Annotated in this window: 25 protein-coding genes and 1 tRNA gene; 10 read left to right on the plus strand and 16 right to left on the minus strand. The window is 67.8% G+C overall.

Going from position 1 to position 25,090, the window contains the following annotated elements; translation table 11 throughout:
• The first annotated feature begins 3 nt into the window (after positions 1-3).
• Positions 4-1,083 carry a DUF72 domain-containing protein gene (locus A3A5_RS0113865; RefSeq protein ID WP_026200764.1) on the plus strand — a complete coding sequence of 360 codons (1,080 nt, stop codon included), beginning with the start codon at positions 4-6 and terminating at the stop codon, positions 1,081-1,083.
• A 131-nt stretch (positions 1,084-1,214) separates the two neighbouring features.
• Here A3A5_RS0113865 and msrA read toward each other — a convergent pair whose 3' ends face one another.
• The 5 genes from msrA to A3A5_RS0113890 form a co-directional block, all read right to left on the minus strand.
• On the minus strand, positions 1,215-1,757 hold the full coding sequence (msrA, locus tag A3A5_RS0113870) for a peptide-methionine (S)-S-oxide reductase MsrA (RefSeq protein ID WP_018311168.1): 543 nt from the start codon (positions 1,755-1,757) through the stop codon (positions 1,215-1,217).
• Between the two features lie 78 nt (positions 1,758-1,835).
• Positions 1,836-3,371 (minus strand): class I adenylate-forming enzyme family protein, encoded by a 1,536-nt coding sequence (locus A3A5_RS0113875; RefSeq protein WP_018311169.1) that lies wholly within the window; start codon positions 3,369-3,371, stop codon positions 1,836-1,838.
• Positions 3,368-4,621, minus strand: a complete 1,254-nt coding sequence (locus A3A5_RS0113880; RefSeq protein WP_018311170.1) for an acyl-CoA dehydrogenase family protein — start codon at positions 4,619-4,621, stop codon at positions 3,368-3,370. Before A3A5_RS0113880 ends, A3A5_RS0113875 begins: the two co-directional genes overlap by 4 nt.
• Before the next feature lie 88 nt (positions 4,622-4,709).
• Positions 4,710-5,531 (minus strand): alpha/beta fold hydrolase, encoded by an 822-nt coding sequence (locus A3A5_RS0113885; protein ID WP_018311171.1) that lies wholly within the window; start codon positions 5,529-5,531, stop codon positions 4,710-4,712.
• Entirely contained in the window at positions 5,528-6,598 is a 1,071-nt protein-coding gene (locus tag A3A5_RS0113890; RefSeq protein WP_018311172.1) for a hypothetical protein, read from the minus strand. Before A3A5_RS0113890 ends, A3A5_RS0113885 begins: the two co-directional genes overlap by 4 nt.
• A gap of 160 nt (positions 6,599-6,758) precedes the next feature.
• Between A3A5_RS0113890 and A3A5_RS0113895 the strand changes: the two genes are divergently transcribed.
• Together A3A5_RS0113895 and A3A5_RS0113900 are read left to right on the plus strand one after the other, a co-directional pair.
• Positions 6,759-7,316: a flavin reductase family protein gene (locus A3A5_RS0113895; RefSeq protein ID WP_018311173.1), complete on the plus strand. Its 558-nt coding sequence runs from the start codon at positions 6,759-6,761 to the stop codon at positions 7,314-7,316.
• Between the two features lie 17 nt (positions 7,317-7,333).
• A complete protein-coding gene (locus tag A3A5_RS0113900; protein ID WP_018311174.1) occupies positions 7,334-7,789 on the plus strand; it encodes a MarR family winged helix-turn-helix transcriptional regulator in 456 nt (151 codons plus the stop codon).
• On the opposite strand, the gene A3A5_RS0113905 is transcribed toward A3A5_RS0113900, so the two are convergent.
• A complete protein-coding gene (locus A3A5_RS0113905; RefSeq protein ID WP_013957609.1) occupies positions 7,786-8,271 on the minus strand; it encodes an Lrp/AsnC family transcriptional regulator in 486 nt (161 codons plus the stop codon). The two genes, A3A5_RS0113900 and A3A5_RS0113905, sit on opposite strands and share 4 nt — an antisense overlap.
• Positions 8,272-8,429: 158 nt before the next feature.
• Between A3A5_RS0113905 and kynB the strand changes: the two genes are divergently transcribed.
• Genes kynB through kynA form a run of 3 tightly spaced genes read left to right on the plus strand, consistent with a single transcriptional unit; the run spans position 8,430 to position 11,274 of the window.
• Complete coding sequence (gene kynB / locus A3A5_RS0113910) at positions 8,430-9,080, plus strand: arylformamidase (protein ID WP_018311175.1); 651 nt, start codon at positions 8,430-8,432, stop codon at positions 9,078-9,080.
• A 36-nt stretch (positions 9,081-9,116) separates the two neighbouring features.
• On the plus strand, positions 9,117-10,373 hold the full coding sequence (gene kynU / locus A3A5_RS0113915) for a kynureninase (protein WP_018311176.1): 1,257 nt from the start codon (positions 9,117-9,119) through the stop codon (positions 10,371-10,373).
• A gap of 13 nt (positions 10,374-10,386) precedes the next feature.
• Positions 10,387-11,274 carry a tryptophan 2,3-dioxygenase gene (gene kynA, locus A3A5_RS0113920; protein ID WP_018311177.1) on the plus strand — a complete coding sequence of 296 codons (888 nt, stop codon included), beginning with the start codon at positions 10,387-10,389 and terminating at the stop codon, positions 11,272-11,274.
• Positions 11,275-11,321: 47 nt separating this feature from the next.
• On the opposite strand, the gene A3A5_RS0113925 is transcribed toward kynA, so the two are convergent.
• Positions 11,322-12,131 carry an IclR family transcriptional regulator gene (locus tag A3A5_RS0113925; protein WP_018311178.1) on the minus strand — a complete coding sequence of 270 codons (810 nt, stop codon included), beginning with the start codon at positions 12,129-12,131 and terminating at the stop codon, positions 11,322-11,324.
• A 248-nt stretch (positions 12,132-12,379) separates the two neighbouring features.
• Here A3A5_RS0113925 and A3A5_RS0113930 point away from each other — a divergent pair, with 248 nt between their 5' ends.
• A complete protein-coding gene (locus A3A5_RS0113930) occupies positions 12,380-13,573 on the plus strand; it encodes an acyl-CoA dehydrogenase (protein WP_018311179.1) in 1,194 nt (397 codons plus the stop codon).
• 151 nt (positions 13,574-13,724) lie between these two features.
• On the opposite strand, the gene A3A5_RS0113935 is transcribed toward A3A5_RS0113930, so the two are convergent.
• The gene (locus A3A5_RS0113935; RefSeq protein ID WP_018311180.1) at positions 13,725-14,363 is read right to left on the minus strand and encodes a peroxiredoxin; all 639 of its coding nucleotides are present in this window, start codon (positions 14,361-14,363) and stop codon (positions 13,725-13,727) included.
• A 255-nt stretch (positions 14,364-14,618) separates the two neighbouring features.
• On the opposite strand from A3A5_RS0113935, the gene A3A5_RS0113940 reads away from it, so the two are divergent.
• The 3 genes from A3A5_RS0113940 (at position 14,619) to A3A5_RS0113950 (ending at position 16,008) form a co-directional block, all read left to right on the plus strand.
• Entirely contained in the window at positions 14,619-14,945 is a 327-nt protein-coding gene (locus A3A5_RS0113940) for a YqjD family protein (RefSeq protein WP_010813729.1), read from the plus strand.
• Positions 14,946-15,124: 179 nt separating this feature from the next.
• Complete coding sequence (locus A3A5_RS0113945) at positions 15,125-15,505, plus strand: phage holin family protein (RefSeq protein ID WP_010813730.1); 381 nt, start codon at positions 15,125-15,127, stop codon at positions 15,503-15,505.
• Entirely contained in the window at positions 15,502-16,008 is a 507-nt protein-coding gene (locus A3A5_RS0113950) for a DUF3318 domain-containing protein (RefSeq protein ID WP_018311181.1), read from the plus strand. Before A3A5_RS0113945 ends, A3A5_RS0113950 begins: the two co-directional genes overlap by 4 nt.
• 21 nt (positions 16,009-16,029) lie before the next feature.
• Here A3A5_RS0113950 and A3A5_RS0113955 read toward each other — a convergent pair whose 3' ends face one another.
• The 8 genes from A3A5_RS0113955 to tolA form a co-directional block, all read right to left on the minus strand.
• On the minus strand, positions 16,030-18,930 hold the full coding sequence (locus A3A5_RS0113955) for an EAL domain-containing protein (protein ID WP_035812600.1): 2,901 nt from the start codon (positions 18,928-18,930) through the stop codon (positions 16,030-16,032).
• A gap of 117 nt (positions 18,931-19,047) precedes the next feature.
• Positions 19,048-19,123: transfer RNA gene (locus tag A3A5_RS0113960), tRNA-Lys, on the minus strand.
• A 56-nt stretch (positions 19,124-19,179) separates the two neighbouring features.
• Entirely contained in the window at positions 19,180-20,295 is a 1,116-nt protein-coding gene (locus tag A3A5_RS0113965; RefSeq protein ID WP_018311183.1) for a YeeE/YedE family protein, read from the minus strand.
• A 27-nt stretch (positions 20,296-20,322) separates the two neighbouring features.
• Positions 20,323-21,006: a 7-cyano-7-deazaguanine synthase QueC gene (gene queC, locus A3A5_RS0113970; protein WP_018311184.1), complete on the minus strand. Its 684-nt coding sequence runs from the start codon at positions 21,004-21,006 to the stop codon at positions 20,323-20,325.
• Between the two features lie 127 nt (positions 21,007-21,133).
• The gene (gene ybgF, locus A3A5_RS0113975; RefSeq protein WP_026200765.1) at positions 21,134-21,892 is read right to left on the minus strand and encodes a tol-pal system protein YbgF; all 759 of its coding nucleotides are present in this window, start codon (positions 21,890-21,892) and stop codon (positions 21,134-21,136) included.
• Between the two features lie 17 nt (positions 21,893-21,909).
• Positions 21,910-22,416: a peptidoglycan-associated lipoprotein Pal gene (gene pal, locus A3A5_RS0113980; RefSeq protein ID WP_018311186.1), complete on the minus strand. Its 507-nt coding sequence runs from the start codon at positions 22,414-22,416 to the stop codon at positions 21,910-21,912.
• A 15-nt stretch (positions 22,417-22,431) separates the two neighbouring features.
• Entirely contained in the window at positions 22,432-23,805 is a 1,374-nt protein-coding gene (tolB, locus tag A3A5_RS0113985) for a Tol-Pal system beta propeller repeat protein TolB (RefSeq protein ID WP_018311187.1), read from the minus strand.
• A 208-nt stretch (positions 23,806-24,013) separates the two neighbouring features.
• A complete protein-coding gene (gene tolA, locus A3A5_RS0113990) occupies positions 24,014-25,084 on the minus strand; it encodes a cell envelope integrity protein TolA (protein WP_018311188.1) in 1,071 nt (356 codons plus the stop codon).
• Positions 25,085-25,090: the final 6 nt, after the last annotated feature.

The following is a 25,090-nucleotide window of genomic DNA, read 5'->3' on the forward strand; positions in this document are numbered from 1 at the left end:
CGCTTGACTGAAGACCTCTTTGGCGGGCTGCCCCTGCCCACCCCACCTGCCCCGCCGGAACGGCCCGCCTCCCACCCGGGCGCGGCGCTCCCGTGCGCACCTGCCGGCAAACCCGCGCGCGGCAAGAGCGTGCAACCCACACCGGCGGACGAAGCCCTGCGCGCGCTCGCTGCACAGCTGCCATCGAACCTGTACTTCGGCACGTCCTCCTGGGCTTACCCCGGCTGGAACGGGCTGGTCTATGACGGCGAGTACGGCGACAGCCTGCTGTCGCGCAAGGGCCTGGCCGCGTATTCGCGCCATCCGCTGCTGCGCGCCGCCGGCATCGACCGCGGCTTCTACGGGCCGATCCCGCTGGCGGACTACCTGTCCTACGCCGCGCAGGTCCCCGACGGCTTCCGCTTCCTGGTCAAGGCGCCCGCCAGCGTCTGCGATGCCTGGCTGCGCGGCTCCGACGGCGCCGGCCGGCTGGCCAACGCCGCCTTCCTGGATGCGCAGATCGCGGTGCGCGACTTCATTACGCCCGCCACCAGCGGGCTGGGCAGCAAATGCGGGCCGCTGCTGTTCCAGCTCTCGCCGATGGGTCCGCTGGCCGACAGCGCCGCGTTCCTGGAACGGCTCGACGCCTTCCTGGGCGCGCTGCCGGCGCTCGATCCGTCGATCACCCCGCACGCGCGCTACACCGTGGAGTTGCGCGACCCGGCACTGCTGACGCCGCGCTATATCCGGCTGCTGCGCCGCCACGGCGTGCGCTTCTGCCTGTCGGCGCGCGACCGCCTGCCGCCGGTGCCGCGCCAGGCCGCGGCGCAGGCGCTGATGGACGAGGAAGCGCCAGGTCCGCTGATACTGCGCTGGATGCTGCATGGGGGCCGGCCCTACGCCTACGCGGAAAAGCGCTACGCGCCCTTCGACCGCATTGTCGACGACGACCCGGACACCCGCCATGCCATCGCCGATGTGGTGGCGCGCACGCTGCGCGCGGGGCAGCCTGCCATCGTCATTGTCAGCAACAATGCCGAGGGCTGCGCGCCGCTGAGTTGCGTGCGGCTGGCCGAGGCGATTACTGCAAGGCTGGAGCGGTGAACGGCTGACGACCGGCGCACAGTGGCCGACAGGCCGCTCCCTCGGGCAACGGCCACCGAGTCCGTGCCGCAGGTGATTGTTTGCGCAGGGAAATTAGGGCCGGTTTTGGCACCAACCCAAACGCCCATCCCCTACTTCCGCAACTTCCCCCCAAACTGCTTTCGAAACTTGGCCAATTTCGGCGAGATCACAAAGGCACAGTACCCCTGGCTCGGATGGTCCTGATAGTAGTTCTGGTGACTTGCCTCAGCGCGCCAGTATGGCTGTTCCGGCTCGACTTGCGTAACAATCGGCGCATCAAAAACCTTGGCAGCAGCCAACTCCCGCATCACGTATTCCGCCGTGGCCCGCTGCGCCTCTGAATGCGTAAAGATCGCCGACCGATATTGCGGCCCCACATCGTTGCCCTGCCGGTCCGGCGTGGTCGGATCGTGGATGGCGAAGAAGATCTCAAGGATCTGGCGAAAGTTGATCACCGACGGATTGAAGGTGACACGCACCACCTCGACGTGCCCGGTGCCACCCTCGCAGACTTGCTGGTAAGTCGGGTGATCCACATGCCCGCCGGTATAACCGGACTCCACCGCCACCACGCCATCGACCTGCTGGTAAACCGCTTCCAGGCACCAGAAGCACCCGCCGCCCAGCGTAGCCGTTTCAAGTCCATGTTCCATTTGCGCCGCCCCCTTGCGTTGTCGTCTGTGGTGTCACGGCCTCAAGCATAAGCGCAGATCGGCACCTCTGCAGTGGATTCAGCCAGGCTGGCGCTGTGCCTCCAGCATCGCACGCAGTTGCGGCTTGAGCACCTTGCCCAGCGCGCTGCGCGGCAGGTCGTCCAGCAGCACCACCTCGCGCGGCAGCTTGAAGCGGGCAATGCGCGTGGCCAGCAGTTCGCGCAGCGGCTCCGCCCCCAGCGCGTCGCGCGGCGCGCCCGGCGCGGGCACGATCACCGCCACCGGCACCTCGCCCCAGCGCGCATCGGCCACGCCGACGACCGCGCACTCCTGCACGCCGGGCAGGCCGACCAGCACGTTCTCGATCTCGGCGGGATAGATGTTCTCGCCACCCGAGATGATCATGTCCTTGCTGCGGCCGACGACTTCGATGCAGCCGCCGGCATCGCGGTGCGCAAGGTCGCCGGAATGGAACCAGCCGTCGGCCAGACCGCTATCAGGCTGGTTCCAGTAGCCAGCCATCAGGTTGGCGCCGCGCACCCAGAGTTCACCGACTGCGCCCTGCGCCACCTCGGCACCGTCCGGGCCGGCCAGCCGCACTTGCGCCTCCGGCTGCGGCCAGCCGGCATAGCCAGGGCGGGCCACCGCATCCTGCAGCTTCAGCACCACCGACACCGGACCGGTCTCGGTCGCGCCATAGACCTGCCCCAGCGGCACGCCGCGCGCATGGAAGGCCTCGATATACGACCGCGGGATGGTCGACGAGCCCGCCATCACGCCGCGCAGCGCTGACAGGTCGGCCCCGGGCCAGCCGGGATGCTCCAGCACCGCGCGCAGCGTGGCCGGCACCATCAGCGACAGGCTCGGCCGCGCCTGCGCGACCGCGCCGAGCCAGGCATCCGGCGCAAAACGGTCGTGCAGCGTGACTTGCGCCCCGGCCAGCAGCGCCGGCAGCGTCTGGATGCACAGCCCGCCGACATGGAACATCGGCAGCACCGACAGCACGTGGTCATCCGCGGTCATGCCGTGCGCCCACCAGCTGGCGCGCGCATTGGCCAGCAGCCCGGCCTGCGTATGCACCGCGCCCTTGGGCTTGCCGGTGGTGCCGGAAGTGTAGGCGAGCAGCAGCGGTGCATCGTCCGGCACCGGCGGATGGGTCACGCCGGACGGAGCGGGGTAGTCGATCAGCCGGTCGAGATGCGCGAGCTGGCAGCCGCCGCCAGCCTCCTGCGCCAGCCCTTCATGGCGCTCGTCATGGAACAGCGCGGCCAGTTGCGCGTGGGCGGCGATCGTACGCAGCTCCGCCGGCGCCAGCCGGTAGTTCAGCGGCACGAACATCGCCCCGGCACGCGCGCAGGCAAACAGCAGCACCAGCTGCAGCTCGTGGTTCAGGCACAGCGTGCCGACGCGGTCGCCCGCGCGGATGCCCCACGTTGCTGCCAGGTGGGCGCTGGCACGCTCGACGCGCCGCCACAGCTTGCCGTAGGTGAAGGTGCGGCCAAGGTAATGCAACGCCGGCCGCCCCGGCGCCGCGGCGGCATGGCCATGCAGCATGGCCGGCAGCGCCCCCGCCCCGGCTGCGCCCGCACGCATGGCGCGGCTGGTGGCGCTCATTCGTCGCGCTCGCCGGATTCGTACAGGGTCTCGCGCCCCATGCGGTCCAGGATCAGCTCGGCCGTCCAGGGCAGCATCAACGCGCCGCAGCGCGAGTCGCGGTAGAGCCGCTCCAGCGGCAGGTCCTTGAGCATCGACTGCCCGCCGCAGGTGCGGATCGCCAGCCGGGCGATGTCGTTGGCCCCTTCCATCACGGTGTAGTGCGCGGCGTACAGGCGCAGGCGCTCATCCTTGGTCGGATTGGGCCTGGCCTCATGAATCACGCGCCAGAAGATCGAGCGCATGGTTTCCAGCTGGATGCGCATCTGCGCCACCGCGATCTGCTTGGTCGGATACATGCGGCGCTTGACCGGCGGCTGGCCCGGCACCTCGCCGCGCAGGTACTGCACGGTGAAGTCGTAGGCCGCCTGCGCCACGCCCAGGTAGGTCGGCGACAGCGTGAAGAACATCGCCGGCCAGGTCTGCGCGGCACGGTAGTAGACGCCGCGCGGCATCAGTTGCTCATGGTCGGGCACGAACACGTCCTTGAGCAGCAGCGTGCGCGACACCGTGCCGCGCATGCCCATCGGGTCCCACTCGCCGGTCACGGTCAGCCCTTGCGCCTTGCCGGGCACCGCGATATAGAGCGTGTCGCGCATGTCGGGGTGCTGGTCGCCGCGGTCCTCGGTGCACAGGATGCCGTAGTAGTCCGCCGCGCCCGACAGCGAGGCGAAGATCTTGCGCCCGTTCAGCACCCAGCCGCCATCGACCTTGCGCGCGGTGGTGCCGAACGGCGCCTTGCCCGCGGCGGCGGCGGAGCCTTCGGAGAACGGCTGCGCATAGACCGCGCCGTCGCGCACCACGCGTGAGAAATGCAGCCCGCGCCGCGCCTCGTGCTCGGCGCGCTGGTCAGGCGTCATGTCGATGCCGTCGGACAGCACGCCGGTCCACATGGTCGAGCAGATATGCATGTTGTATGTCAGCGCCGTGGCCCCGCAGAAGCGGCCGATCTCGGCGCCCACCATGCAGTAGGTGGCAAAGTCCGCGCCCTCGCCCCCGAACGCCTGCGGCACGCACAGGGCCAGCAGGCCGGCCTCGCGCAGGTCGTCATAGTTGGCGAAGGGGAAGCTGGCCTCGCGGTCCCAGGTGGCCGCGCGCGCCGCAAAGCGTTCGCGGCCCAGGCGGTTGGCCAGCGCCAGCAGGCGCGCTTGTTGCGGGGTGAAGTCCGCCGTACCGATGGCGGGAATGAAGTCGAGCTGTCCGGATGGCATATCGCGGTCTCCTGGTTTCCTGCTCGCGCCGGGTGCGGTGGCGGCGCGGCGGCGGTTCTTGTGTTGTGTTGCCGGGAAGCGGCGTGGTTCAGTGCAAGGGGAAGCGCCGGTGCAGGAAATCCAGCACCGCCTCATTGAACGGCTCCGGCCGCTCCATGCAGGCCAGGTGGCCGACATCCGGCAGGCAGCGGTACTCTGCGCCAGGGATGCGCTGCGCCATGCGCTGCATCACCTCGGGCGCGGCATTGGTGTCGTGCTGCCCGGCCAGCGCCAGCACCGGCACCGCGATGCGCGGCAGCGCGTCGCGCTGGTTGAAGCGCACCAGCGCACCCAGCGCCGCGCGGTAGGTGGGCGCGGGCACCGCCGCCATCACCGAGGTGGCAAAGGCCAAGGCTTGCGCATCGGCATCGAGCGCGACCATGGTGCGCACCAGCCCGGCGGCCATCTCGGCCATGGTCCTGCCGGCGTCCAGCGGCGCGGTGCGCGCGGCGATGAACTCGCGCTGCCAGGGCCCATCACCCTTGCCAAAGGCGGGCGAGGTGCCGGACAGCACCATGCCGTCGATCAGCGCGGGCATGGCCGCGCAGGCCTGCTGCGCCACCATGCCGCCCATGCTGTGGCCCAGCAGCACCACGCGCCGCCCGGCCTCGCGCTCGGCCTGCAGCAGCGGCGCCAGCGCTTGCGCCAGCCCGTCGAAGTCATAGGGGTCGATCAGGGCGCTGTCGCCGTAGCCCGGCATGTCCCAGGCCACGGCACGGTAGCCGGCCTGCGCCAGTGCCTCGCCCTGCGCGGGCCAGGCGGCCTTGCCGCCGCCGATGCCATGCAGCATCACCACCGCCACCGGGCCATCGCCCCAGGCCAGGGTGGCGATGCCGTTGGCGAGGCGTTGCATCATCGGGGCCGCGCTCATGCCGCCGCCTCCACCAGCGTGCCCGCCTCCACTTCATTGCGGCCGTCGAGCGATACCGTGCAATTGCGCAGCGGCAGGTCGAAATGGCCCAGCGTGTGGCGCCCGGCCACCTCATTGGCGCCGGTCGAGAACAGGAAATTGCCCGCGAACGCGCGCAGCTCGGTGCCATTGCAGTCGCGCTTGTCGTAGAAGGTCATCGCGTCCCAGCGCGCCAGCCGGTTCAGTCCCCAGCCCACGTGCGAGACCGCGTACGCATCGCGCGTGCCCTCGCGGTCGGCCCAGGCCTGGTAGTAGCCGCGCATCATGTCGGCATCCACGCCCTGCCCCTCGACGCCGACGATGTAGTCGTCCTCGATATGGCACACCACGGTATCGCGCAGGTAGGTCTTGAAGGTCAGGTTGACGTCGCCCGGCGCTAGCACCAGCGTGCCATTGACCTGGCGGCCGGCCGGGAACGCCAGGCACAGCCCGCCGGGCCAGTGCGAGACCTGCCCGGGCTTGTTGCAGAAGCCCCAGACCCCGCCCACGCGGGCGTCGGCCAGGCCGATGCGCAACTCGGTGCCGGCCGGCGAATGCACGCGCATTTCGCGCGCGCCGCGCAGGCGCTTCATGGCCGCGCGCACGGTGCCTTCCAGCGCCGGGTCGGGCTGGCAGCGCTCCAGGATCTCGGGATGTTCGTTGCTGATCATCAGCATGCGCGGCACGATGCCGTCGGCGCCGCGCAGGATCTGCGGCAGTTCCGGCGCGTGCAGCAGGCCTTCCACGGTGCAGTCCAGCACCAGGTGGCAGCGAGACAGGGCCGCCACCACCGGAGCGAGGCGCTGCAAGGCATCGCTGGCGCCGGTTGAGCGCACCGGCGCGGGCGCACTAAGTGCCGGTGTCGGCACCTGAATGCGCACCGGGGTGGCGCCCAGCGCCTGCACGGCCAGTTCGGCCAAGGCCACGTTGACAGGACGGGATTGCGACTCCGTTACAATTCCAACAACTTCCGCACCCTGCAGGGCACAGAGTTCCAGCGTGCGCCGGAACGCCGCCAGCCAGCGGTGTTCGATCTGCTCGATGAGCATGACGATTGTCTCCTGCTTGTTGTATCGGCGGCAGTGACTGCCTTGTTGTGTGCGCCAGCCCAGCGCCGCGGCGCGCAAATAAGCGCATGGCCGGGCTTGAACTTGCTGCCCCTGGCGCGAATAATATATATGAAATTTCATGAACTCCAGCGGAGCCCCCATGGGCATGCCTGAGGCCCAGCCACAGATCGCCAGCGCCGCCGCACCAGATTTCGATGCGCAGCACTTCCGCCGCACCCTGTCGCAGTTCGCGACCGGGGTGACGGTGATCACTACACGCGCCAGCGCCGAGTCTGTCGCCGCCGGCGCGCCGCCGTTCATCGGCATCACCGCCAGTTCGTTCAATTCGGTGTCGCTGGATCCGCCGCTGGTGCTGTGGAGCATGGCCACGCGCGCCAACAGCCTGCCGATGTTCCGCGACGGCACGCACTACATCATCAACGTGCTGTCGGCCTCGCAGCTGGAGTTGTGCCAGCGCTTTGCCACACTCAAGGGCGACCGCTTCGCCGGCGTGGACTACCGGCTCTCGGCCACCGGCCTGCCGATCCTGTCCAATGCGCTGGCCTGGTTCGAATGCCACAACCGCAGCCGCTACGACGAGGGCGACCACATCATCTTCGTGGGTGAAGTCGAGCGCTGCGGCGTGCTCGATGGCAGCGACGGCCCGCTGGTATTCCAGGGCGGCCAGTTCACCACCACCGCCCCCCGCGACCCCTGAACGGCACCGGGCCCATCATGGCGGACCTGCCTGCGCAATCCTCCCTGCCCTTTGTCGATGGCTACCTGGCCTACCTGCTGGCCCGCGCCAGCCACCTGATCTCGGGCGAATTCCATCGCGAGGTGGAAGCCAGCGGCCTGTCCGTGCAGGAATGGCGCGTGCTGGCCACGCTGGCCGACCGCCCCGACTGCACCATCGGCATGCTGGCGGAGATTACGCTGACCAAGCAGCCGACGCTGACCAAGCTGGTCGACCGCATGGCCGTCGACGGCCTGGTCAGGCGCCGCGCCGGCGAGACCGACCGCCGCCAGACCCTGATCTCGATCACGCCCCGCGGCCACGCGGTGGCGCAGCCGCTGCTGGAACGCGCGGCGCAGCACGAACGCGCGGTGCTGGACGACTTCGGCACGCGGCAGGGCGCGCTGCTCAAGGAAACCCTGCGGCAGCTGATCGCGCTGCATACGCAACGCTAGGCGCCCTCCGCCCCCGCCTTCAGGATCGCCAGCGGCGAACTGTCCACCTTGATCCGCTGCAGCACGATATTCGAGCGGATATCCATCACGCCCTTGGTGCGGTACAGCCGGTTCACGATGAAGTCCGAGTAGTGCTTCAGATTGCGCGCCTGCACCCGCAGGATGTAGTTGCTGTCGCCGGTGATGATGTACGCCGACAGCACTTCCGGCCACGACTGCACCGCGGCGATAAAGGTGTCGTGCCAGCCTTCCACGTCATGGCGCATCGACACCTGCACGATCGCCTCAAGCTCCAGCCCGAGCTGCTCGGCGTCGAACCAGGCGCGGTAGCCGCCGATCACCCCTGACTCTTCCAGCAGGCGCACCCGCCGCAGGCATGCCGATGGCGACAGCGCCACGCGGTCGGCCAGGTCCTGGTTGCTGATGCGGCCGTTCTCCTGCAGGCAGGTCAGGATGCGCAGGTCGGTGGGATCGAGGTTCATTCGAATTTCCTTCGACAAATCATCAATTCTTCGCATTTTATGCGAAAGATGACGGTATCGACGGTCCATTTAGCAAGCCTCTTGCCGCCGATTTTGACTATGATTTCCGACATCGAGGCAGACAACGACGGCGCCTTGCAAAGGCGCCGCGCACCCTTATGACCGCCCCCCATCAAGACCCGCGCCGGCTGTGGGACATCAGCCCGCCGCTCTCCCCCGCCACCCCGGTCTGGCCCGGCGACACGCCGTTCCAGCAGCAGCCGGCCTGGCAGATGGACGAGCACTGCCCGGTGAATGTCGGCCGCATCACGCTGTCGCCGCACACCGGGGCCCATGCCGACGCGCCGCTGCACTATGCCGCCGACGGCGCGCCGATCGGCGCCGTGGCGCTCACGCCCTACCTCGGCACCTGCCGCGTGATCCATTGCATCGGTGCCTCGCCGGTGGTCGAGCCGCGCCATATCGAACACGCACTGGCCGGCCTGCCGCCGCGCGTGCTGCTGCGCACCTACCGGCAGGCACCGCTGGCGCAGTGGGACCCGCACTTCTGCGCGGTCGCGGCCGAAACCATCGCGCTGCTGGCCGCACATGGCGTGCAGCTGGTGGGCATCGACACGCCGTCGCTGGACCCGCAGGAATCCAAGACCATGGACGCGCACAACGCCGTGCGCCGGCACGGGCTGGCCATCCTGGAAGGCATCGTGCTGGACGAGGTCGATGCCGGCGACTACGAACTGATCGCGCTGCCGCTGCGCTTTGCCGGGCTTGACGCCAGCCCGGTGCGCGCGGTGCTGCGCAGCCTCGACTGAACCACTCCCGAACAACCCCCTGGCCAATCCCACGACATGATGACATTTGACCGCGAGCACTGTATCCGGCTCGATGAGCAAGACCCGCTGCGCCCGCTGCGCGACCAGTTCGCGCTGCCCGAGGGTGTGATCTACCTCGACGGCAACTCGCTGGGCGCCCGCCCGCGCGACAGCGCCGCGCGCGCCGCCCAGGTGGTGGCCGAGGAATGGGGCGAGGGCCTGATCCGCAGCTGGAACACCGCCGGCTGGTTCGAGCTGCCGCAGCGGCTGGGCAACAAGCTGGCCCCGCTGGTGGGCGCGGGCCACGATGAAGTAGTGGTCACCGACACCACCTCGATCAACCTGTTCAAGGTGCTGGCCGCGGCGCTGCGCGTGCAGCAGACGCGCGACCCGGCGCGCAAGGTAATCGTGTCGGAGGCCAGCAACTTCCCCACCGACCTGTACATCGCGCAAGGCCTGGCCGATCTGCTGCAGCAGGGCTATTCGCTGCGCCTGGTCAATTCGCCGGCCGAGATCGACGCCGCCGTGGGCGCCGACACCGCCGTGCTGATGCTCACCCACGTCAACTACAAGACCGGCGAGATGCTGGACATGGCCGCGCTGACCGAGCTCGCCCATGCCCGCGGCGCGCTCACGGTGTGGGACCTGTGTCACTCCGCCGGCGCCGTGCCGGTCAGCCTGAAGGCGGCCGGGGCCGACTACGCCATCGGCTGCACCTACAAATATTTGAACGGCGGCCCCGGTTCGCCCGCCTTCGTCTGGGTCGCGCCCGCGCTGCGCGACGCCTTCTGGCAACCGCTGTCGGGCTGGTGGGGCCATGCCGCGCCGTTCGCGATGGATCCGCAGTATCGCCCGGTGGAAGGCGTGCGCCGCTTCCTGTGCGGCACGCAACCGGTGACCTCGCTGGCGATGGTCGAGTGCGGGCTGGACATCTTCGCCCAGACCAATATGCAGGTGCTGCGCGCCAAGTCATTGCTGCTGACCGACCTGTTCATCGAACTGGTGGAGGCGCGCTGCGGCCACCACCCGCTGACGCTGGTCACCCCGCGCGAGCACGCGCGCCGCGGCAGCCAGGTCAGCCTGGAACATCCGGAAGGCTATGCGCTGGTGCAGGCCCTGATCGAGCGCGGCGTGATCGGCGACTACCGCGAGCCGCGCATCGCCCGCTTCGGCTTCACGCCGCTGTACACCAGCTTCGCCGACGTGTGGGATGCCGTGGAAATCCTGCGCGACGTGCTGGACAGCGGCGCCTATCGCGACGCGCGCTTCCAGACGCGCGGCCAGGTAACCTGATCGGGAGCGCATCATGAGTGAATTCAAGGGATGCCCTTTTTCCGGCGCGGCCGGCACCGCAGGCCAGGCTGCGCCGCAAGGTGACAGTTGGCACGGTGCGCAGATGGATTTCGCCAAGGACATGAGCTACGGCGACTATCTCGGCCTGGACCAGATCCTGAACGCGCAGCATCCGCTGTCGCCGGACCACAACGAGATGCTGTTTATCGTGCAGCACCAGACCACCGAGCTGTGGATGAAGCTGATGCTGCACGAGCTGCGCGCCGCGCGCGAATCGGTCAAGACCGACAGCCTGCCGCCGGCCTTCAAGATGCTGACGCGGGTGTCGCGCATCATGGACCAGCTAGTGCAGGCGTGGAACGTGCTGGCGACGATGACGCCGCCGGAGTATTCGGCGATGCGGCCCTACCTGGGCATGTCGTCAGGCTTCCAGTCGTATCAGTACCGCGAGATCGAGTTCATCCTCGGCAACAAGAACGCTGCCATGCTGAAGCCGCATGCGCACCGGCCGGAGCATCTGGCGCTGGTGGAAACCGCGCTGAAGACGCCGTCGCTGTATGACGAGGCGATCCGGTTGATGGCAAGGCGTGGTTTTTCGATCGATGCGGACTGCGTCGAGCGGGACTGGACCCAGCCCACCGCGTATAACGCTTCGGTCGAGGCCGCCTGGCTGGAGGTCTATCGCAATCCCGGCGCGCACTGGGAACTGTATGAACTGGGCGAGAAGTTTGTCGACCTGGAAGATGCGTTCCGGCAATGGCGCTTCCGGCATGTGACCACGGTTGAGCGGGTGATTGGCTTCAAGCGGGGTACCGGCGGCACGGAAGGCGTCAGCTATCTGCGCAAGATGCTGGATGTGGTGTTGTTTCCGGAATTGTGGAAGTTACGCACGGACCTGTGATCCCCGCGCACGTCCGCGAACATGAGCGGGCCCGGCCTTAACCTGTCTTAACCCGCCGGGTCCGACAGCCTGCCCGCCAGCGCCCGCAACGCCGGCGCCAGCGTCTGGTGGAACACCGCCTCATCCACCGCCCCATAGGAAGCACTGCAACTCAGCATGTGCAACTCCTTCTCCCCCACCGGCCGGAACGCCACCGCACAGGCATGGATGGCCGGATGCCAATCCCGGAACGACGCCGCATAGCCGCGCTGCTGCGCCTCGGCCAGGGCCACGCGCGTGGCCGCCTCCTGCTGCTTCCACTGCTCCGGGAACGCCTGGCTGAACTCAGCCATGACCCGCTCGCGCCGCGCCGCAGGCAGCGCGGCCAGGTATGCCCGCCCCATCGAACTCGACACCAGCGACAGCCGCGAGCCCACGCCCAGGCCCAGCATCACGCCCGCATCGTTGCGGATCGATTCCAGGTAGATCACCTCCATGCGCTCGCGCTTGCCCAGCGAGACCGAGACCCCGTATGACTGCGCGAACGCCAGCATATGCGGCCGCGCCAGCGTCACCACGTCGGACGCCGACAGGTAGGCATAGCCCAGCGCCAGCACGCCGGCATCCAGCGCGTACTTGCCCAGGCTCTCGTCATAGCGCAGGTAACCCAGCTGCACCAGCGTGCCGGCCAGCCGGCTCACCGTGGCCTTGGGGAAGCCGGTGCGGCGCACGAAGTCCTGGTTGCCGAGCATTGCCTCGCCGGTGCGGAAGCAGCGCATCAGCTCCAGCCCGCGCGCCAGGGCGGTGACAAAGTTGGGATCGCTGTCGCGCACCGGCGCCGGCGGCGTGGCATCGGGAGAAAGTGACGGACTGGTCAAGGGCGGCTCCTCTCAGGTCGGCGGTTGTCCGCTCATCGCACAAAGGCATGGGTGTCGGGGGTTTTGCCTGTTGCACGGCAAAGCCATTGCGATATACTAATTCAACGGAACACAGTTCCGCAATGCGGAACCACAAAAATCCTCCGCGAAGATCACCGAACCCGTCATGATTCCCGGAAACCCCGGTGCGGCAAGCGGCCCCTGGCCCGCCCCCGGTGCTTTCCCCCGCGCAACCGAAGGAGACCTGCATGGCTGCCAACGCCGAATTTCACTGGGCCGACCCCCTGCTGCTGGACCAGCAACTGACCGCCGAAGAACGCATGGTGCGCGACGCCGCCGCAGCGTACAGCCAGGACAAGCTGATGCCGCGCGTGCTGCAGTCCTTCCGCAATGAGAAGACCGACATCGAGATCTTCCGCGAGATGGGCGAACTGGGTCTGCTCGGCCCGACCATCCCCGAGCAATACGGCGGCCCGGGCCTGAACTACGTCAGCTACGGTCTGATCGCGCGTGAAGTGGAGCGCGTGGATTCGGGCTACCGCTCGATGATGAGCGTGCAGTCGTCGCTGGTGATGGTGCCGATCCATGAATTCGGCACCGAAGCGCAAAAGCAGAAGTACCTGCCCAAGCTGGCCACCGGCGAATGGATCGGCTGCTTCGGCCTGACCGAGCCGAACCACGGCTCCGACCCGGGCTCGATGGTCACCCGCGCCAGGAAGGTCGACGGCGGCTATGAGCTGACCGGCGCCAAGATGTGGATCACCAACTCGCCGATCGCCGACGTGTTCGTGGTCTGGGCCAAGCTGCAGGGCGACAATGGCAAGGACGAGATCCGCGGCTTTATCCTGGAAAAGGGCTGGAAGGGCCTGTCCGCACCGGCCATCCACGGCAAGGTCGGCCTGCGCACCTCGATCACCGGCGAAATCGTGCTGGACCAGGTGTTCGTGCCGGAAGAGAACATCATGCCGGGCGTGAGCGGCCTGAAGGGCCCGTTCACCTGCCTGAACTCGGCCCGCTACGGCATCGCCTGGGGCGCGCTGGGCGCCGCCGAATTCTGCTGGCACACCGCGCGCCAGTACACCCTGGACCGCAAGCAGTTCGGCCGCCCGCTGGCCGCCACACAGCTGGTGCAGAAGAAGCTGGCCGACATGCAGACCGAGATCACGCTGGGCCTGCAAGGCTGCCTGCGCCTGGGCCGCATGAAGGACGAAGGCACCGCCGCAGTGGAAATCACCTCGATCATGAAGCGCAACTCGTGCGGCAAGTCGCTCGACATCGCCCGCGTGGCGCGCGACATGCTGGGCGGCAATGGCATCTCGGATGAGTTCGGCGTGATCCGCCACGTGGTGAACCTGGAGGTGGTCAACACCTATGAAGGCACCCACGACATCCACGCACTGATCCTGGGCCGCGCCCAGACTGGCCTGCAGGCCTTCTTCTGATCGCTATCCGCGACTTGCGCACAGGCTCTCCGTAATAAAAAGGCCCGGCTGCAAAGCCGGGCCAAGCACACTACCAAGGAGACGACGAGGCTGCCCCCGTCGATAAAACACCTGTCCTGCACGCCGGCCCCGCCTTCACGCGGGGCCGCGTTCATTTGTTGGGCTGGGGCGTCAGGCGCAGGTACGGCCGCACCGCCTGGTAGCCCTTGGGGAATTTCTCGCGGATCACCGCTTCGTCCTTCAGCGAGGGCACGATCACTACGTCGTCGCCGTCCTGCCAGTTGCCCGGCGTGGCCACGCTGTGGTTGTCGGTCAGCTGCAGCGAGTCGATCACGCGCAGGATCTCGTTGAAATTGCGCCCGGTGCTGGCCGGATACGTGATGATCAGGCGCACCTTCTTCTTCGGGTCGATGATGAACAGCGAGCGCACCGTCAGGGTCTCGTTCGCGTTCGGGTGGATCATGTCGTAGAGCTGCGACACCTTGCGGTCGCCATCGGCCAGGATCGGGAAATTGACCTGGGTCGACTGCGTCTCGTTGATATCCTGGATCCAGCCGCGGTGCGAGTCCACGTTGTCCACCGACAACGCGATCGCCTTGACGCCGCGGCGCGCGAATTCATCCTTCAGCCTGGCCGTCAGGCCCAGTTCAGTGGTGCACACCGGGGTGTAGTCGGCCGGATGCGAGAACAGCACGCCCCAGCTGTCGCCAAGCCACGCATGGAAGCGGATGCGGCCTTCGCTCGAATCCTGCTCGAAGTCCGGGGCGATATCGCCAAGACGCAATGCCATGTTCTGTTCTCCTGATTTCGGGGTGGAACCAGAGTATCCGGATTGATATCCAACCCAAACGAATATAAAGTCACTACAAAATCACTCGAAGTCATAAGACATCTTCTGACATTCATCACGCGCGCTTTCCGGCATGCTTGCTAAACCAGGCGCCGCAGAGTCACGCTTGCTGGCGTGTAGCCTTGAAACCACGGCCGCCCGCCACATATGCTAAGTATCAGACCGACAAATGCCGTTAGCCTCGGAGCGTAGAAAATGTCAGAATCCGCACAAACCGAACCAACCGCCCGCAAACAGGAGAAACTGATGAGCGATGTCAAGACCGTTCTGTCCGACGCCGAGGAACTGCTGAAGCAAGCCGCCTCGACCACCGGGGAAAAGGCCGCCGAACTGCGCGAGCGTGGCATGGGCCTGCTCAAGCAAGCCAAGGAAAAGGCCCAGGACCTGCAAGACGCCGTCGTGACCAAGAGCAAGGCCGCCGCACGCGCCACCGACGACTACGTGCATGACCACCCGTGGCGCGCCGTGGGCGTGGCGGCCGGCGTAGGCCTGCTGATCGGTCTGCTGCTGAACCGCAAGTAATCGATGCCAACCCGGCGCGGCATGCTGGTGCCGCGCCTGAGCGGCAACCCGGTCATCGGGTTGCCCAGTGGCCGGGGCGCAAGCATGTTGGCGACACACCATGACGCCACACCCGGCCCCGCCTGCTGGAAAGGCGCGTACGGCCACGCCGTCGCGCCGCTCTTTCACGCCGGAGCCGCATGAGCGAATCCCCCCCTTCCCCCAAGTTCCTCGAATCCGTGCGCAACCTGGCCGGGTCGCTGGTGGCAATGATCCAGACCCGCCTCGAACTCGCCAGCGTGGAGCTTGCCGAGGAACGCACGCGCCTGATGAAGGTCGCGCTGCTGGCCTGCTTCGGCCTGGTGTTCTTTGGCATCGGGCTGGTCACCCTGACCGGGCTGATCGCCATCCTGTTCTGGGACACCTACCGCTGGCAGGCGCTGGGCGCACTGACGGTCCTTTACCTGGTGCTGTGCGCGATTTGCCTGGCGTACGCACGCAACCTGGTGCGCAACGCCCCGCCGATGCTGGAGGCCACGCTCGCCGAAATCGACAAAGACCGGGAGATCCTGCGCCGATGAGCCCCCTGGAACCCGACGACAGCGCTGCCGGACACGACCGCCGCAATCACCCGCGGCGGGCCCGGTTCACGCAAGAGGTGCGCCTGCCGCTGGCGGTGCGCAAGGAACTGCTGCTGACCCGCGCCGCGCTGGAACGCTACGACTGCCTGCAGGCCCTGCACGAGGTGCGGGGTGGCGCGCACCGCCTGGGCACTATCGGCCACTGGCTGCCGCGCATCGCCCGTCCGGGGTCGTGGATGAAAGTGGTCGGCATGACCAAGGACTACCCGCTGCTGAGCACCGCACTGACGCTGGCGCTGCCGCTGGTCAAGCGCACGCCGGTGCTGCGCTGGACCTGGAAGCTGTCCAAGGTCGGCCTGGCAGCCGGCGCCGCCTACTGGGTGTACAACACCTGGCGCGAGGCCAGGCACCAGGCCGTGCCGCCCGCAACCGCGCCGACACCCGCGCCGGCCGGCACCCCGCCCGGCGCCGATACCGGCTTCCGCGATCCGCTCGTTCCCTGACCCACGGCCTGGCCTGGCGGCTCAGCCCGCCAGCGCCAGCGCCGGCCGGTCGCCGGCCTCGGGATCCGCCGGGGCAAACGGCACCGGTGCCGCAATGTGGTAGCCCTGCACCAGGTCCACGCCCAGCTCGCGCAGCCGTTCGAGCATGGCCTCGCTCTCAACGAATTCCGCAATGGTCTTCTTGCCCATGGCGTGGCCGATGCGCTGGATCACCTCCACCATCACCAGGTTGACCGGGTCGGCCAGCATGTCGCGCACAAAGCTGCCATCGATCTTCAGGTAGGCCGCCGGCAGGTGCTTCAGGTAGGTGAACGACGACATGCCCGCGCCGAAGTCATCCAGCGCAAACTGGCAGCCCAGCTGCTGCAGCTGCAGGATGAACGCGCCGGCCTGCGCCAGGTTGGCGATCGCCGCGGTCTCCGTAATCTCGAAGCAGATGCCATCCAGCGCGATGCCAAAGCGCTGCGCCTGCTCGCGCACGAAATCGGGGAACTGGATGTCCGCCAGCGACGAGCCTGACAAGTTGATCGCGCAGGTGGCAATCTCCGCCTGCCGTTCCGCCAGGGTGCCAAACGCGGTCTCGACCACCCAGCGGTCGATCATCGGCATCAGGTTGTAGCGCTCGCAGGCCGGCACGAAGGCCATCGGGGGCACCAGCCGGCCGCGTTCATCGACCATGCGCAACAGCAGCTCCACATGGCGGCCCGTCTGCGGCAGCGCGCCATCGTGCGCCGGCAGGATCTCCTGCGAATACAGGCAGAAGCGGCCAGCCGCCAGCGCCGCATGCACGCGGCTGACCCACTCCATCTCGCCGTGGCGCGCCTGCACCACGCTGTCCAGCGGATGATAGACCTGCACGCGGTTGCGTCCGCCCTCTTTGGCCACATAGCAGGCCGCGTCGGCCGCGCTCAGGGCCTCGGCGACGCTGACGGTCTGTCGGTCCAGCGTGACCAGGCCGATGCTGACGCCCAGCGTGAAGGTGCGCTGGCGATGCGCAAAACGGAAACATGCAATGGCTTGGCGCAAGGCCTCGGCCACGCTTTCGCCATCGGCGGTGCCGCAATGCTCCAGCAGCACGCCGAACTCGTCGCCGCCCAGCCGGGCCAGCGTGTCGCTGCGGCGCAGCTGGCTGTGCATGACCTCCGCCATCTGCCGGATCAGCTCGTCGCCGGCGGCATGCCCGCAAGTGTCGTTGACCACCTTGAACTGGTCCAGGTCCAGGTACATCAGCGTATGGGTGGTGCCTTCCTCGCGTGCCCGCGTGATCGCCGCGCCCAGCCGGCGCTCGAACTCGGCGCGGTTGACCAGGCCGGTCAGCGCATCGTGGCTGGCCTCGTATGCCAGGCGCGCCGCATGGGCGCGTTCCTGGCTGATATCGTGCAGCACAACTACCACGCCGATGGCCTGCGCGGCCCGGTCGCGGATCAGCGCCACCGATGGCTTGACCGCCAGCGCCTGTCCGGGCAGCCCCGACACATCGCGCTGCACCAGCTGCGCCGACCGGCTGCGCCAGCGCTGCCGCAGCGCCAGCGTGACAATATCGGGCAGCGGCGCCAGGCTGTCCTCGTCGCGCAGCACGCAGACGCTGCTCAGCGGCAGGCCGCGGGCGTCCGCTTCGCGCCAGCCGGTCAGGGCCTCGGCCGCGGGGTTGAGCGATTCCACGCGACCCCACACATCGGCCGTCACTACCGCGTCGCCGATGGCCTGCAGCGTGACCTGGGCGCGCTCCTTTTCGGCAAAGAGCTGTGTCTCGTAGCGCTTGTGGTCGGAAATATCCGTGAGCGACCCCGCCATGCGCGCACGCCGGCGCCCCGGCCCGCGCACCAGCCGGCCGCGCGCGCGCACCCACAGGTAATCGCCGGCGCGGTTGCGCAGGCGGAATTCGGCGTCGTAGGGCTCGCCGCTGCGCAGATGGCGCGCCAGCTTGGCCTCGAAGGCGGCCAGCTCGGAAGGATGCAGCAGGCCCAGCACGGTTTCGCGCGCATGCGGCAGCTCGGCGTCCTGGTAGCCCAGCATCTGCGCGCAGCGCGGCGAGAAGTAGAGCTCGCCACGGCCGAGATGCCAGTCCCACAGGCCGTCGTTGCTGCCCTCTACCGCCAGCTGCAGCTGCTCTTCGCGCTGCGCCAGCGCCTCGCGCAGCCGGCGCTCGCGCCGCAACGGCGCCAGCGAAAGCAGGATCGCCGACATCAGCAGCGCTGCCGCCATCACCGCGCTGCCGGTGGTAAGCAGCCGCGTCACGCGGCGCGAGGCCTGGCCCAGATGGCCCGAAAAGGCCCGCTCCAGCGGCGTCAGCCTGGCGTCGATCTGCGCAATGTTGCGCAGCACCGGCGCCAGGCACTCGCCCCCGCAGCCGGGCTGGCCGGTCAGCCGGCGCAGGGCCAGTGCCTGTTCGTGCAGGGCAGAGATCTCGATGTCGCCAGCGGCCCACACGCGGATCGCGGCATCGACCTCCTGGATATGGCGGAAATTCCGGTAGAGCCGCACCATCCGCGGAATGTCATCGGGATGGTTGCCGCCGGCAAGGAGCCCTTCATGGATGCGCTCCAGGTCAGGCTCGTCGCGGTCGAGCTCCAGGCGCGCGCGGTGGTCGCCCAGCGGGATCGCGATCGACGCCAGGTATGCCTCGAAATCCGCCGGCTCGCGATCCTCGCCGAAGCGCAGCAGGTGCAGCACGGCGTTCTTCTGACCCCTGGACCACTGGCTCTCGCCCGCGACAAAGGCACGCGCAGCCGACAACAGGTCCAGGCTGGCGATGCTGAACAACGCCAGCGCAACAACCACCGGTACGAACGGCCAGATGATGCGCAGCACGTGCCCGCTGGCCGGCAAGGAAACGCCTGCTCGCCGCATAGGGTCTTGTTGGTGGGCCGTGTCTCGCGGCCATTCTGATGGTCCGCGGTCCATACGCCGCGGTTGACCCATTGTGCTGCGCAGGCAGGTTCAAGTCTCTACCTCGAACTAGTTAAAGCACCCCCTACCAGCGGGGCATGCCAGACGCAAAAAGGGCCTGTGACTTGCGCCACAGGCCCTTCGTAATACTGGTGGGTCGTGCGTGACTCGAACACGCGACCAACGGATTAAAAGTCCGCTGCTCTACCGACTGAGCTAACGACCCGAAAAAACAGAACCGCGATTATAGTGATGCGGTTCTCGATGTGTCAAGCACGCGCCTCAGGCCATGCGCTCCAGACGCCATATCTGGTAGCGGAATGCCAGCACTGCACCGGCCAGGATACCCGCCAGCGCGATAAACGAGCCAAGCGCCAGGGTCGACACGCCCGACAGGCCCTGCCCGACCGTGCAGCCCAGCGCGGTCACGCCGCCCGCACCCATCAGGATGCCGCCGACCATATGATTGGCGACGTCCTCGGCATTGCCGAAGCCTTCCCAGCGGAAGGTGCGCGTCACCAGGGCATAGACCGCCGCGCCGGCGATCACGCCGAACACACTGACGATGCCGACCGTCGCCACCTTGCTCTTGTCGCTGAACATCATCAGCCAGTCGAGCGTGTAGGCATAGGGAGCGACAAAGCTCAGGCTTTCCATGCGGCCGCTGTTGGTCGAGACGAACAGTTCTTCAAGCGTGTTGGGGTCTTCGGCCACGTAGCCGAGGTGGCCCGAGACATACCACATTGCCACGATGATCAGCCCGACGCCGATGCCGCCAAGCAGGTTGTCGAACGAGCGGAAGCCGCGGCCCGCCAGCGCCCACAGCACCAGCACGCCACCCAGCGCCAGTCCCAGGCCCAGCTGCAGCGCGCCGCGCGCGAGCCCCGTGCCCTGCGCCAGCACGGACGGCAGGTCTTGCGTGGTGGGCAACGTCAGCGCCACCGCGTCGACGGTATTCACGCGCACCACGCCGAACAGCCCGCGCAGCGTCATGTAGGCCGACAGGCCCAGGAAGACAAAGACCACCAGGGACTTCAGGTTGCCGGCGCCGATGCGCACCAGTGTCTTGCTGCCGCAGCCCGACGCCAGCACCATGCCGAAACCGAACATCAGCCCGCCGGCCAGCGCCGACAGCCAGCCCAGCTTGCTGGGGGTGTAAATGGTCTTGGTGGGGTCGATCGCGCCGGTCCAGGCCAGCACGCCGGTGCCGATCATGGCCACGCCGATCGCCAGCACCCACATGCGCATGCGGCCCCAGTCGCCCATATTGACGATGTCAGAGACCGCGCCCATGGTGCAGAAGTGCGTGCGCTGCAGCATGGCGCCAAACAGGAAGGTCAGGACGAACGTGCTCAGCAGCACGGTGCGCGAGAGCGCGGCGAGGTCGATTTCAGGCATGTCGGGGGCGTGGACGGCAGCTTGTGATCAGGCAGCGGCCTGGTAGCGGGTCGGATCGGGCACTCCGGCGGCTTCAAAGCCGGCCCGGCGGATGCGGCACGAGTCGCACACGCCGCAGGCGCGGCCGTCGTCATCGGCCTGGTAGCACGACACCGTCAGGCTGTAGTCCACCCCCAGCGCGATGCCGGCGCGGATGATCTCGCCCTTGGTCATGTCGATGATGGGCGCATGCACGCGGAAGTGGTCGCCCTCGACCCCGGCCTTGGTGGCGAGGTTGGCCAGCGTTTCATAGGCCGCGACGTATTCCGGGCGGCAGTCCGGGTAACCGGAGTAGTCAACCGCGTTGGCGCCGAAGAACAGGTCGCGCCCCCCGACAGCCTCGGCCCAGCCGAGCGCCAGCGACAGCATGATGGTGTTGCGCGCCGGCACATAGGTGACCGGGATGCCGTCGGAAGCGCCATCGGTCGGCACCGCCAGCGCGTCGTCGGTCAGCGCCGAGCCGCCGAAGCGGCGCAGGTCCAGGTCGACGATCTCGTGGCGGGTGGCGCCCAGCGCGGCCGCCACGCGCTTGGCGGCTTCCAGTTCAGAGGAGTGGCGCTGGCCATAGCGCATCGACAGCGCATAGGTCTCGAAGCCCTGGGCGCGGGCCATGGCGAGTACGGTGGCGGAGTCGAGTCCGCCGGAGAGCAGGACGATGGCGCGTTGGGTCATGATCGGGAGCGCGCCGTCTGGGCGCGCAAAAGATTCAGGCGAATCATGTATTTTAGCGCGACCCAAGAAGAAGGCCCGCCAAAGCGGGCCTTGCAGACAGGACCGGGCGTGCCGGCCGCTTCCGGTGTTACTTCAACGTCTTCAGCCGGTTGCTGGCCGCCTGCGCGCCTTCGGTGCCCGGATACTTGGCCACCACCTGCTCCAGCGTCTTGCGCGCGGCCGCCTTCTGGCCGGACTCGAGCTGGTTGTTGGCGACCGCGATCATCGCGTCCGGCACCTTGGGGTGCGTCGGGTTGGCGTTGATCATGTTCTGCAGCACCGAGGTGGAGCCCTTGTAGTCGCGCTGCGCATACAGCGAGTTGCCGAGCCAGTACTGTGCCAACGGCACATACGGGCTCTGCGGGTACTTCTTGATGAACGCCGTGAACGAACTCCCGGCGCTCTTGAAGTCGCCCGCCTGGAACTGCTTGAGCGCGGCATCGTATTCGGGCTTTTCGCCCGGCTGCGACAGGCCTTCGCGGCCTTCGACGGTGACCTGCTGCGGCTCGAACTTCTTCAGGCGCGCATCGAGGTCGGCGTAGTAGTCCTTCTGCTGCTTCTGCAGCGTGTCCACCGTGTTCTGCAGCACTTCGTTCTGGCCGCGCAGCCGCGCCACTTCCTGGCGCAGGCCCTCGAGCTGGTTCTGCATGTCGAGCGTGGTGCGGCTGTTCTGCTCGATACGCTGCGTCGCGGTCGCCTGGAAACCGTTGAACTGGTCGCGCAGGCTGATGACCGCCTTGCGGGCCTCGTCATCGTCGAACACTCCGGCATGCGCCTGTGACAGCGGCAGCATGCCGCCGCCGGCGNNGGNGGCGAGCCACAACAGGGTGGAAACGCGTGCTTTCATGGAAGGCAGTCCACAGATCAGTAGTTGATGTCCGCGCGGCGGTTCTCGGCCCACGAGGCTTCATCATGGCCGGTGGCCTTGGGCTTTTCCTTGCCCAGGCTCACGGCTTCCATCTGGGCGTCTGGCACGCCCATCGAGGCCAGCGAGCGGCGCACGGCTTCGGCGCGCTTCTGGCCCAGCGCCAGGTTGTACTCGCTGGTGCCGCGCTCGTCGGTGTTGCCCTGGATCAGGATCTTGCGGCCCTTGTTGGCGCCCAGATACTTCGAGTGCTCGGTCAGCATTCCCTGGTAGTCCGACTTGACGCTGTAGCTGTCGAAGTCGAAGTACACGCTGCGCTTGGCCAGCGGGCTGTTCGGATCGTTCAGCGGATCGGCGGCCGTCACCGGGGTCACGGCGCGCGCATCGGCACCGGTGCCCGCGCCGGCGCCGGCTTTGGCGGTGTCGTCCAGCTTGACGCCGGAGCTGCAGGCGCCAAGGGCCAGCAGTGCGGCAACGGCAAGGGTTTTGCTCATCAGTTGGGGCATGGTGAATGACTCCTGTTATTGCATGAAAGGACCCCAGGACGGCTCGCGAACATCGCCGGACTGGAGGGACAGAACCTGCCGGGTACGCCCGTCAGTGGAAACCGCCGCCAGCACCGCGCGACCGCCCACGCGGGTGGCATAAAGGATGTACTTGCCATTGGCGGCAAAGCTGGGCGCTTCGTCGTTGGCCGTATCGGTCAGCGACGTCACGTCGCCGTTGGTCAGGTCCTGCAGCTGCAGCTTGAAGCCGCCCGCGCGCGAGATGTACGCCAGGTACTTGCCGTCCGGCGAAATACGCGGGCTCACGTTGTAACTGCCCTTGAAGGTGACACGTTGCGCCCCGCCGCCTTCCTCGCCGGAAGCGGGCATGCGGTAGACCTGCGGCGCACCGCCGCGGTCGCTGGTGAAGTAGATGCTCTTGCCGTCCGGAGAATACTGCGGCTCGGTGTCGATGGCGCTGCTGCGGGAGAGGCGGCGGATGCCGGAGCCGTCCGCATTGACCTGGTAGACCTGGGTATTGCCGTCGCGCGACAGCGCCAGCGCCAGGTACCGGCCGTCAGGCGACCACGAGGGCGCGCTGTTGTTGCCCTTCTGGTTCGACACCAGCGTGCGCTTGCCGCTGGCCAGGTCGTGCACATACACCACCGGCTTCTTGGCCTCGAACGAGACATAGGCCACGCGCGCGCCGTCCGGCGACCACGACGGCGAGATGATCGGCTCGTTGCTGGTCAGCGCCACCTGCGCATTCTGGCCATCGGAATCGGAAATCAGCAGCTGGTAGCGGCCGCCCACCTTCGACACGTAGGACAGGCGCGTGGCAAACACGCCGCGCTCGCCCAGCAGCTTTTCGTAGATGTAGTCGGCGATCTTGTGCGCGGTCACGCGCAGCTGGGACTGGTTGACGGTAAAGGCCAGCCCGCCCAGGCTCTGGCCCTTGACGGTGTCGTACAGGCGGAAGCGGACCTCATACTTGCCGCCGGCGGCCGGGGTCACGCTGCCGGCGACGAAGGCATCGGCGCCGCGCGACTTCCAGCTACCGAGGTCGACATTGGCGGATTCCGCCACCGTGGCACCGCCCGGATCGACATTGCGCAAGCGCCCGCTGCGCGCCAGGTCGGCGCGGATGATCGCGGTCAGGTTCTGCGGGGCCTGGGCCTCGCCCTGGAAGTTGGCGGTCGCAACCGGGAGCTGGCTGGAACCAACCCCGGAGATCTCAACGTTGAGTTGCGCGTGCGCGGCGCCGGCTGCCATCGTCATCGCCGCGGCCAGCCAGGCCATCAGCGCGCGGCGGCCGGCCAGGGGGACCGGGCCGATGGCACGTTGGGATTCGGGTTGGGTTGCGTTGTGCCGCCTCGCGGACAGCCAGTTGGGGGCCCAAAGCTTTCGCATGCTGCTCCTCAGTCGATTTCAAGTTTCGTCGGGCACGGCAGGCAATCGGCAACACGGGCAAATACGGCATTGCGGCGCGTGGCGCATGCCCCGTCTGCGTGCGTATCGCACACTGCCGGCCGCGTCAGGCAACCTGCCATGCTAGCGCTGGGACCAAGACCCAGCGATGAAGGTTGCATTATGTTGCAAATCATGCCGCCCAGGTCACTCAGTCCTTCGGCCGGAAGGTAATGGTGAAGCTGGCCGGCGCCTTGCCGTTCTCATCACGCGGCAGCGGGTCGGAACGTTCCACCGCGCGCAGCACGGCATTATCCCAGCCCGAGTTGCCGCTGGACTTGGACAGCCGCGCCGACAGCAGCGAACCATCCGGCGCCAGCTGCACCGACACCACCGCGGTCGGGTTGCCCGGCACGTCCTCGGTAAAGACGATATTCGGCTTGACGCGGCGGCGCACGCGGTCGGAATAGCCCGGCGACGCCTTGCCACCGCCGCCGGCACCCGCGCCGGCCGTACTGCCCACGCCGCCACCGCCCGCGCCGGAGCCGCCGGCCAGCGCCTGCAGGCGCGCCAGCTCGCTCTTGCGCTGGGCATTGGCGGCAGCCTCGCGCTTGGCCTTGGCGTCGGCATCCGCCTTGGCTTTGGCCTTGGTCTCGGCATCAGCCTTTGCCTTGGCGTCAGCCTTGGCCTTGGCGTCCGCCTGGGCCCTGGCCTTGGCGTCCGCTTCCTTGCGTTCTGCTTCCTTGCGTTCTGCTTCCTTGCGTTCTGCTTCCTTGCGTTCTGCTTCCTTGCGTTCTGCTTCCTTGCGCTCGGCCTGTTCCTTGCGCTGCTGGTCCTGCTGCGCTGCCTTCTTCTTCGCGTCGTCCTTGCGCTGGGCTTCCTTGCGGTCGGCTTCCTTACGTTCCGCCTCTTTACGCTCGGCTTCCTTGCGCGCAGCCGCCTGCTTGCGCTCGGCCTCTTCGCGCGCTGCCGCCTCGGCACGGCGCTTCTGGCGCTCCAGCGCGATGTCGGCGTCGTCCTCGACCTTGCTCTTCACCTCGGGCAGCGGCGGGGCCGGGCGCGGCTGCACCACCGGCTCCGGCGGCGGCGGCGGGGGCGCGGTGGCGGCCGGAATCTCTTCCCACAGCTCGGCCTCGGCGCCGACGGGGGTGCTGCTCTGCAAGCGCACGCCGTAGTACAGCACGACGGCCAGCAGCATATGCATGAAGAGCGCGAACAGGAAGGAACGCAGGGTTCCCCGCTCCTTGACCGGCTGGTAGGGATAGGCGGCGACGGTCTTCATCAGGCG

The organism is Cupriavidus sp. UYPR2.512 (assembly GCF_000379565.1).
Classification (GTDB): domain Bacteria; phylum Pseudomonadota; class Gammaproteobacteria; order Burkholderiales; family Burkholderiaceae; genus Cupriavidus.

Coding starts and splice junctions, on each gene's coding strand:
- msrA (WP_018311168.1), bottom strand. CDS start 1,757: ATGGAACATGGACTTGAAACGGCTACGCTGGGCGGCGGGTGCTTCTGG.
- A3A5_RS0113875 (WP_018311169.1), bottom strand. CDS start 3,371: ATGAGCGCCACCAGCCGCGCCATGCGTGCGGGCGCAGCCGGGGCGGGG.
- A3A5_RS0113880 (WP_018311170.1), bottom strand. CDS start 4,621: ATGCCATCCGGACAGCTCGACTTCATTCCCGCCATCGGTACGGCGGAC.
- A3A5_RS0113885 (WP_018311171.1), bottom strand. CDS start 5,531: ATGAGCGCGGCCCCGATGATGCAACGCCTCGCCAACGGCATCGCCACC.
- A3A5_RS0113890 (WP_018311172.1), bottom strand. CDS start 6,598: ATGCTCATCGAGCAGATCGAACACCGCTGGCTGGCGGCGTTCCGGCGC.
- A3A5_RS0113895 (WP_018311173.1), top strand. CDS start 6,759: ATGGGCATGCCTGAGGCCCAGCCACAGATCGCCAGCGCCGCCGCACCA.
- A3A5_RS0113900 (WP_018311174.1), top strand. CDS start 7,334: ATGGCGGACCTGCCTGCGCAATCCTCCCTGCCCTTTGTCGATGGCTAC.
- A3A5_RS0113905 (WP_013957609.1), bottom strand. CDS start 8,271: ATGAACCTCGATCCCACCGACCTGCGCATCCTGACCTGCCTGCAGGAG.
- kynB (WP_018311175.1), top strand. CDS start 8,430: ATGACCGCCCCCCATCAAGACCCGCGCCGGCTGTGGGACATCAGCCCG.
- kynU (WP_018311176.1), top strand. CDS start 9,117: ATGATGACATTTGACCGCGAGCACTGTATCCGGCTCGATGAGCAAGAC.
- kynA (WP_018311177.1), top strand. CDS start 10,387: ATGAGTGAATTCAAGGGATGCCCTTTTTCCGGCGCGGCCGGCACCGCA.
- A3A5_RS0113930 (WP_018311179.1), top strand. CDS start 12,380: ATGGCTGCCAACGCCGAATTTCACTGGGCCGACCCCCTGCTGCTGGAC.
- A3A5_RS0113935 (WP_018311180.1), bottom strand. CDS start 14,363: ATGGCATTGCGTCTTGGCGATATCGCCCCGGACTTCGAGCAGGATTCG.
- A3A5_RS0113940 (WP_010813729.1), top strand. CDS start 14,619: ATGTCAGAATCCGCACAAACCGAACCAACCGCCCGCAAACAGGAGAAA.
- A3A5_RS0113945 (WP_010813730.1), top strand. CDS start 15,125: ATGAGCGAATCCCCCCCTTCCCCCAAGTTCCTCGAATCCGTGCGCAAC.
- A3A5_RS0113950 (WP_018311181.1), top strand. CDS start 15,502: ATGAGCCCCCTGGAACCCGACGACAGCGCTGCCGGACACGACCGCCGC.
- A3A5_RS0113955 (WP_035812600.1), bottom strand. CDS start 18,930: ATGGGTCAACCGCGGCGTATGGACCGCGGACCATCAGAATGGCCGCGA.
- A3A5_RS0113965 (WP_018311183.1), bottom strand. CDS start 20,295: ATGCCTGAAATCGACCTCGCCGCGCTCTCGCGCACCGTGCTGCTGAGC.
- queC (WP_018311184.1), bottom strand. CDS start 21,006: ATGACCCAACGCGCCATCGTCCTGCTCTCCGGCGGACTCGACTCCGCC.
- pal (WP_018311186.1), bottom strand. CDS start 22,416: ATGCCCCAACTGATGAGCAAAACCCTTGCCGTTGCCGCACTGCTGGCC.
- tolB (WP_018311187.1), bottom strand. CDS start 23,805: ATGCGAAAGCTTTGGGCCCCCAACTGGCTGTCCGCGAGGCGGCACAAC.
- tolA (WP_018311188.1), bottom strand. CDS start 25,084: ATGAAGACCGTCGCCGCCTATCCCTACCAGCCGGTCAAGGAGCGGGGA.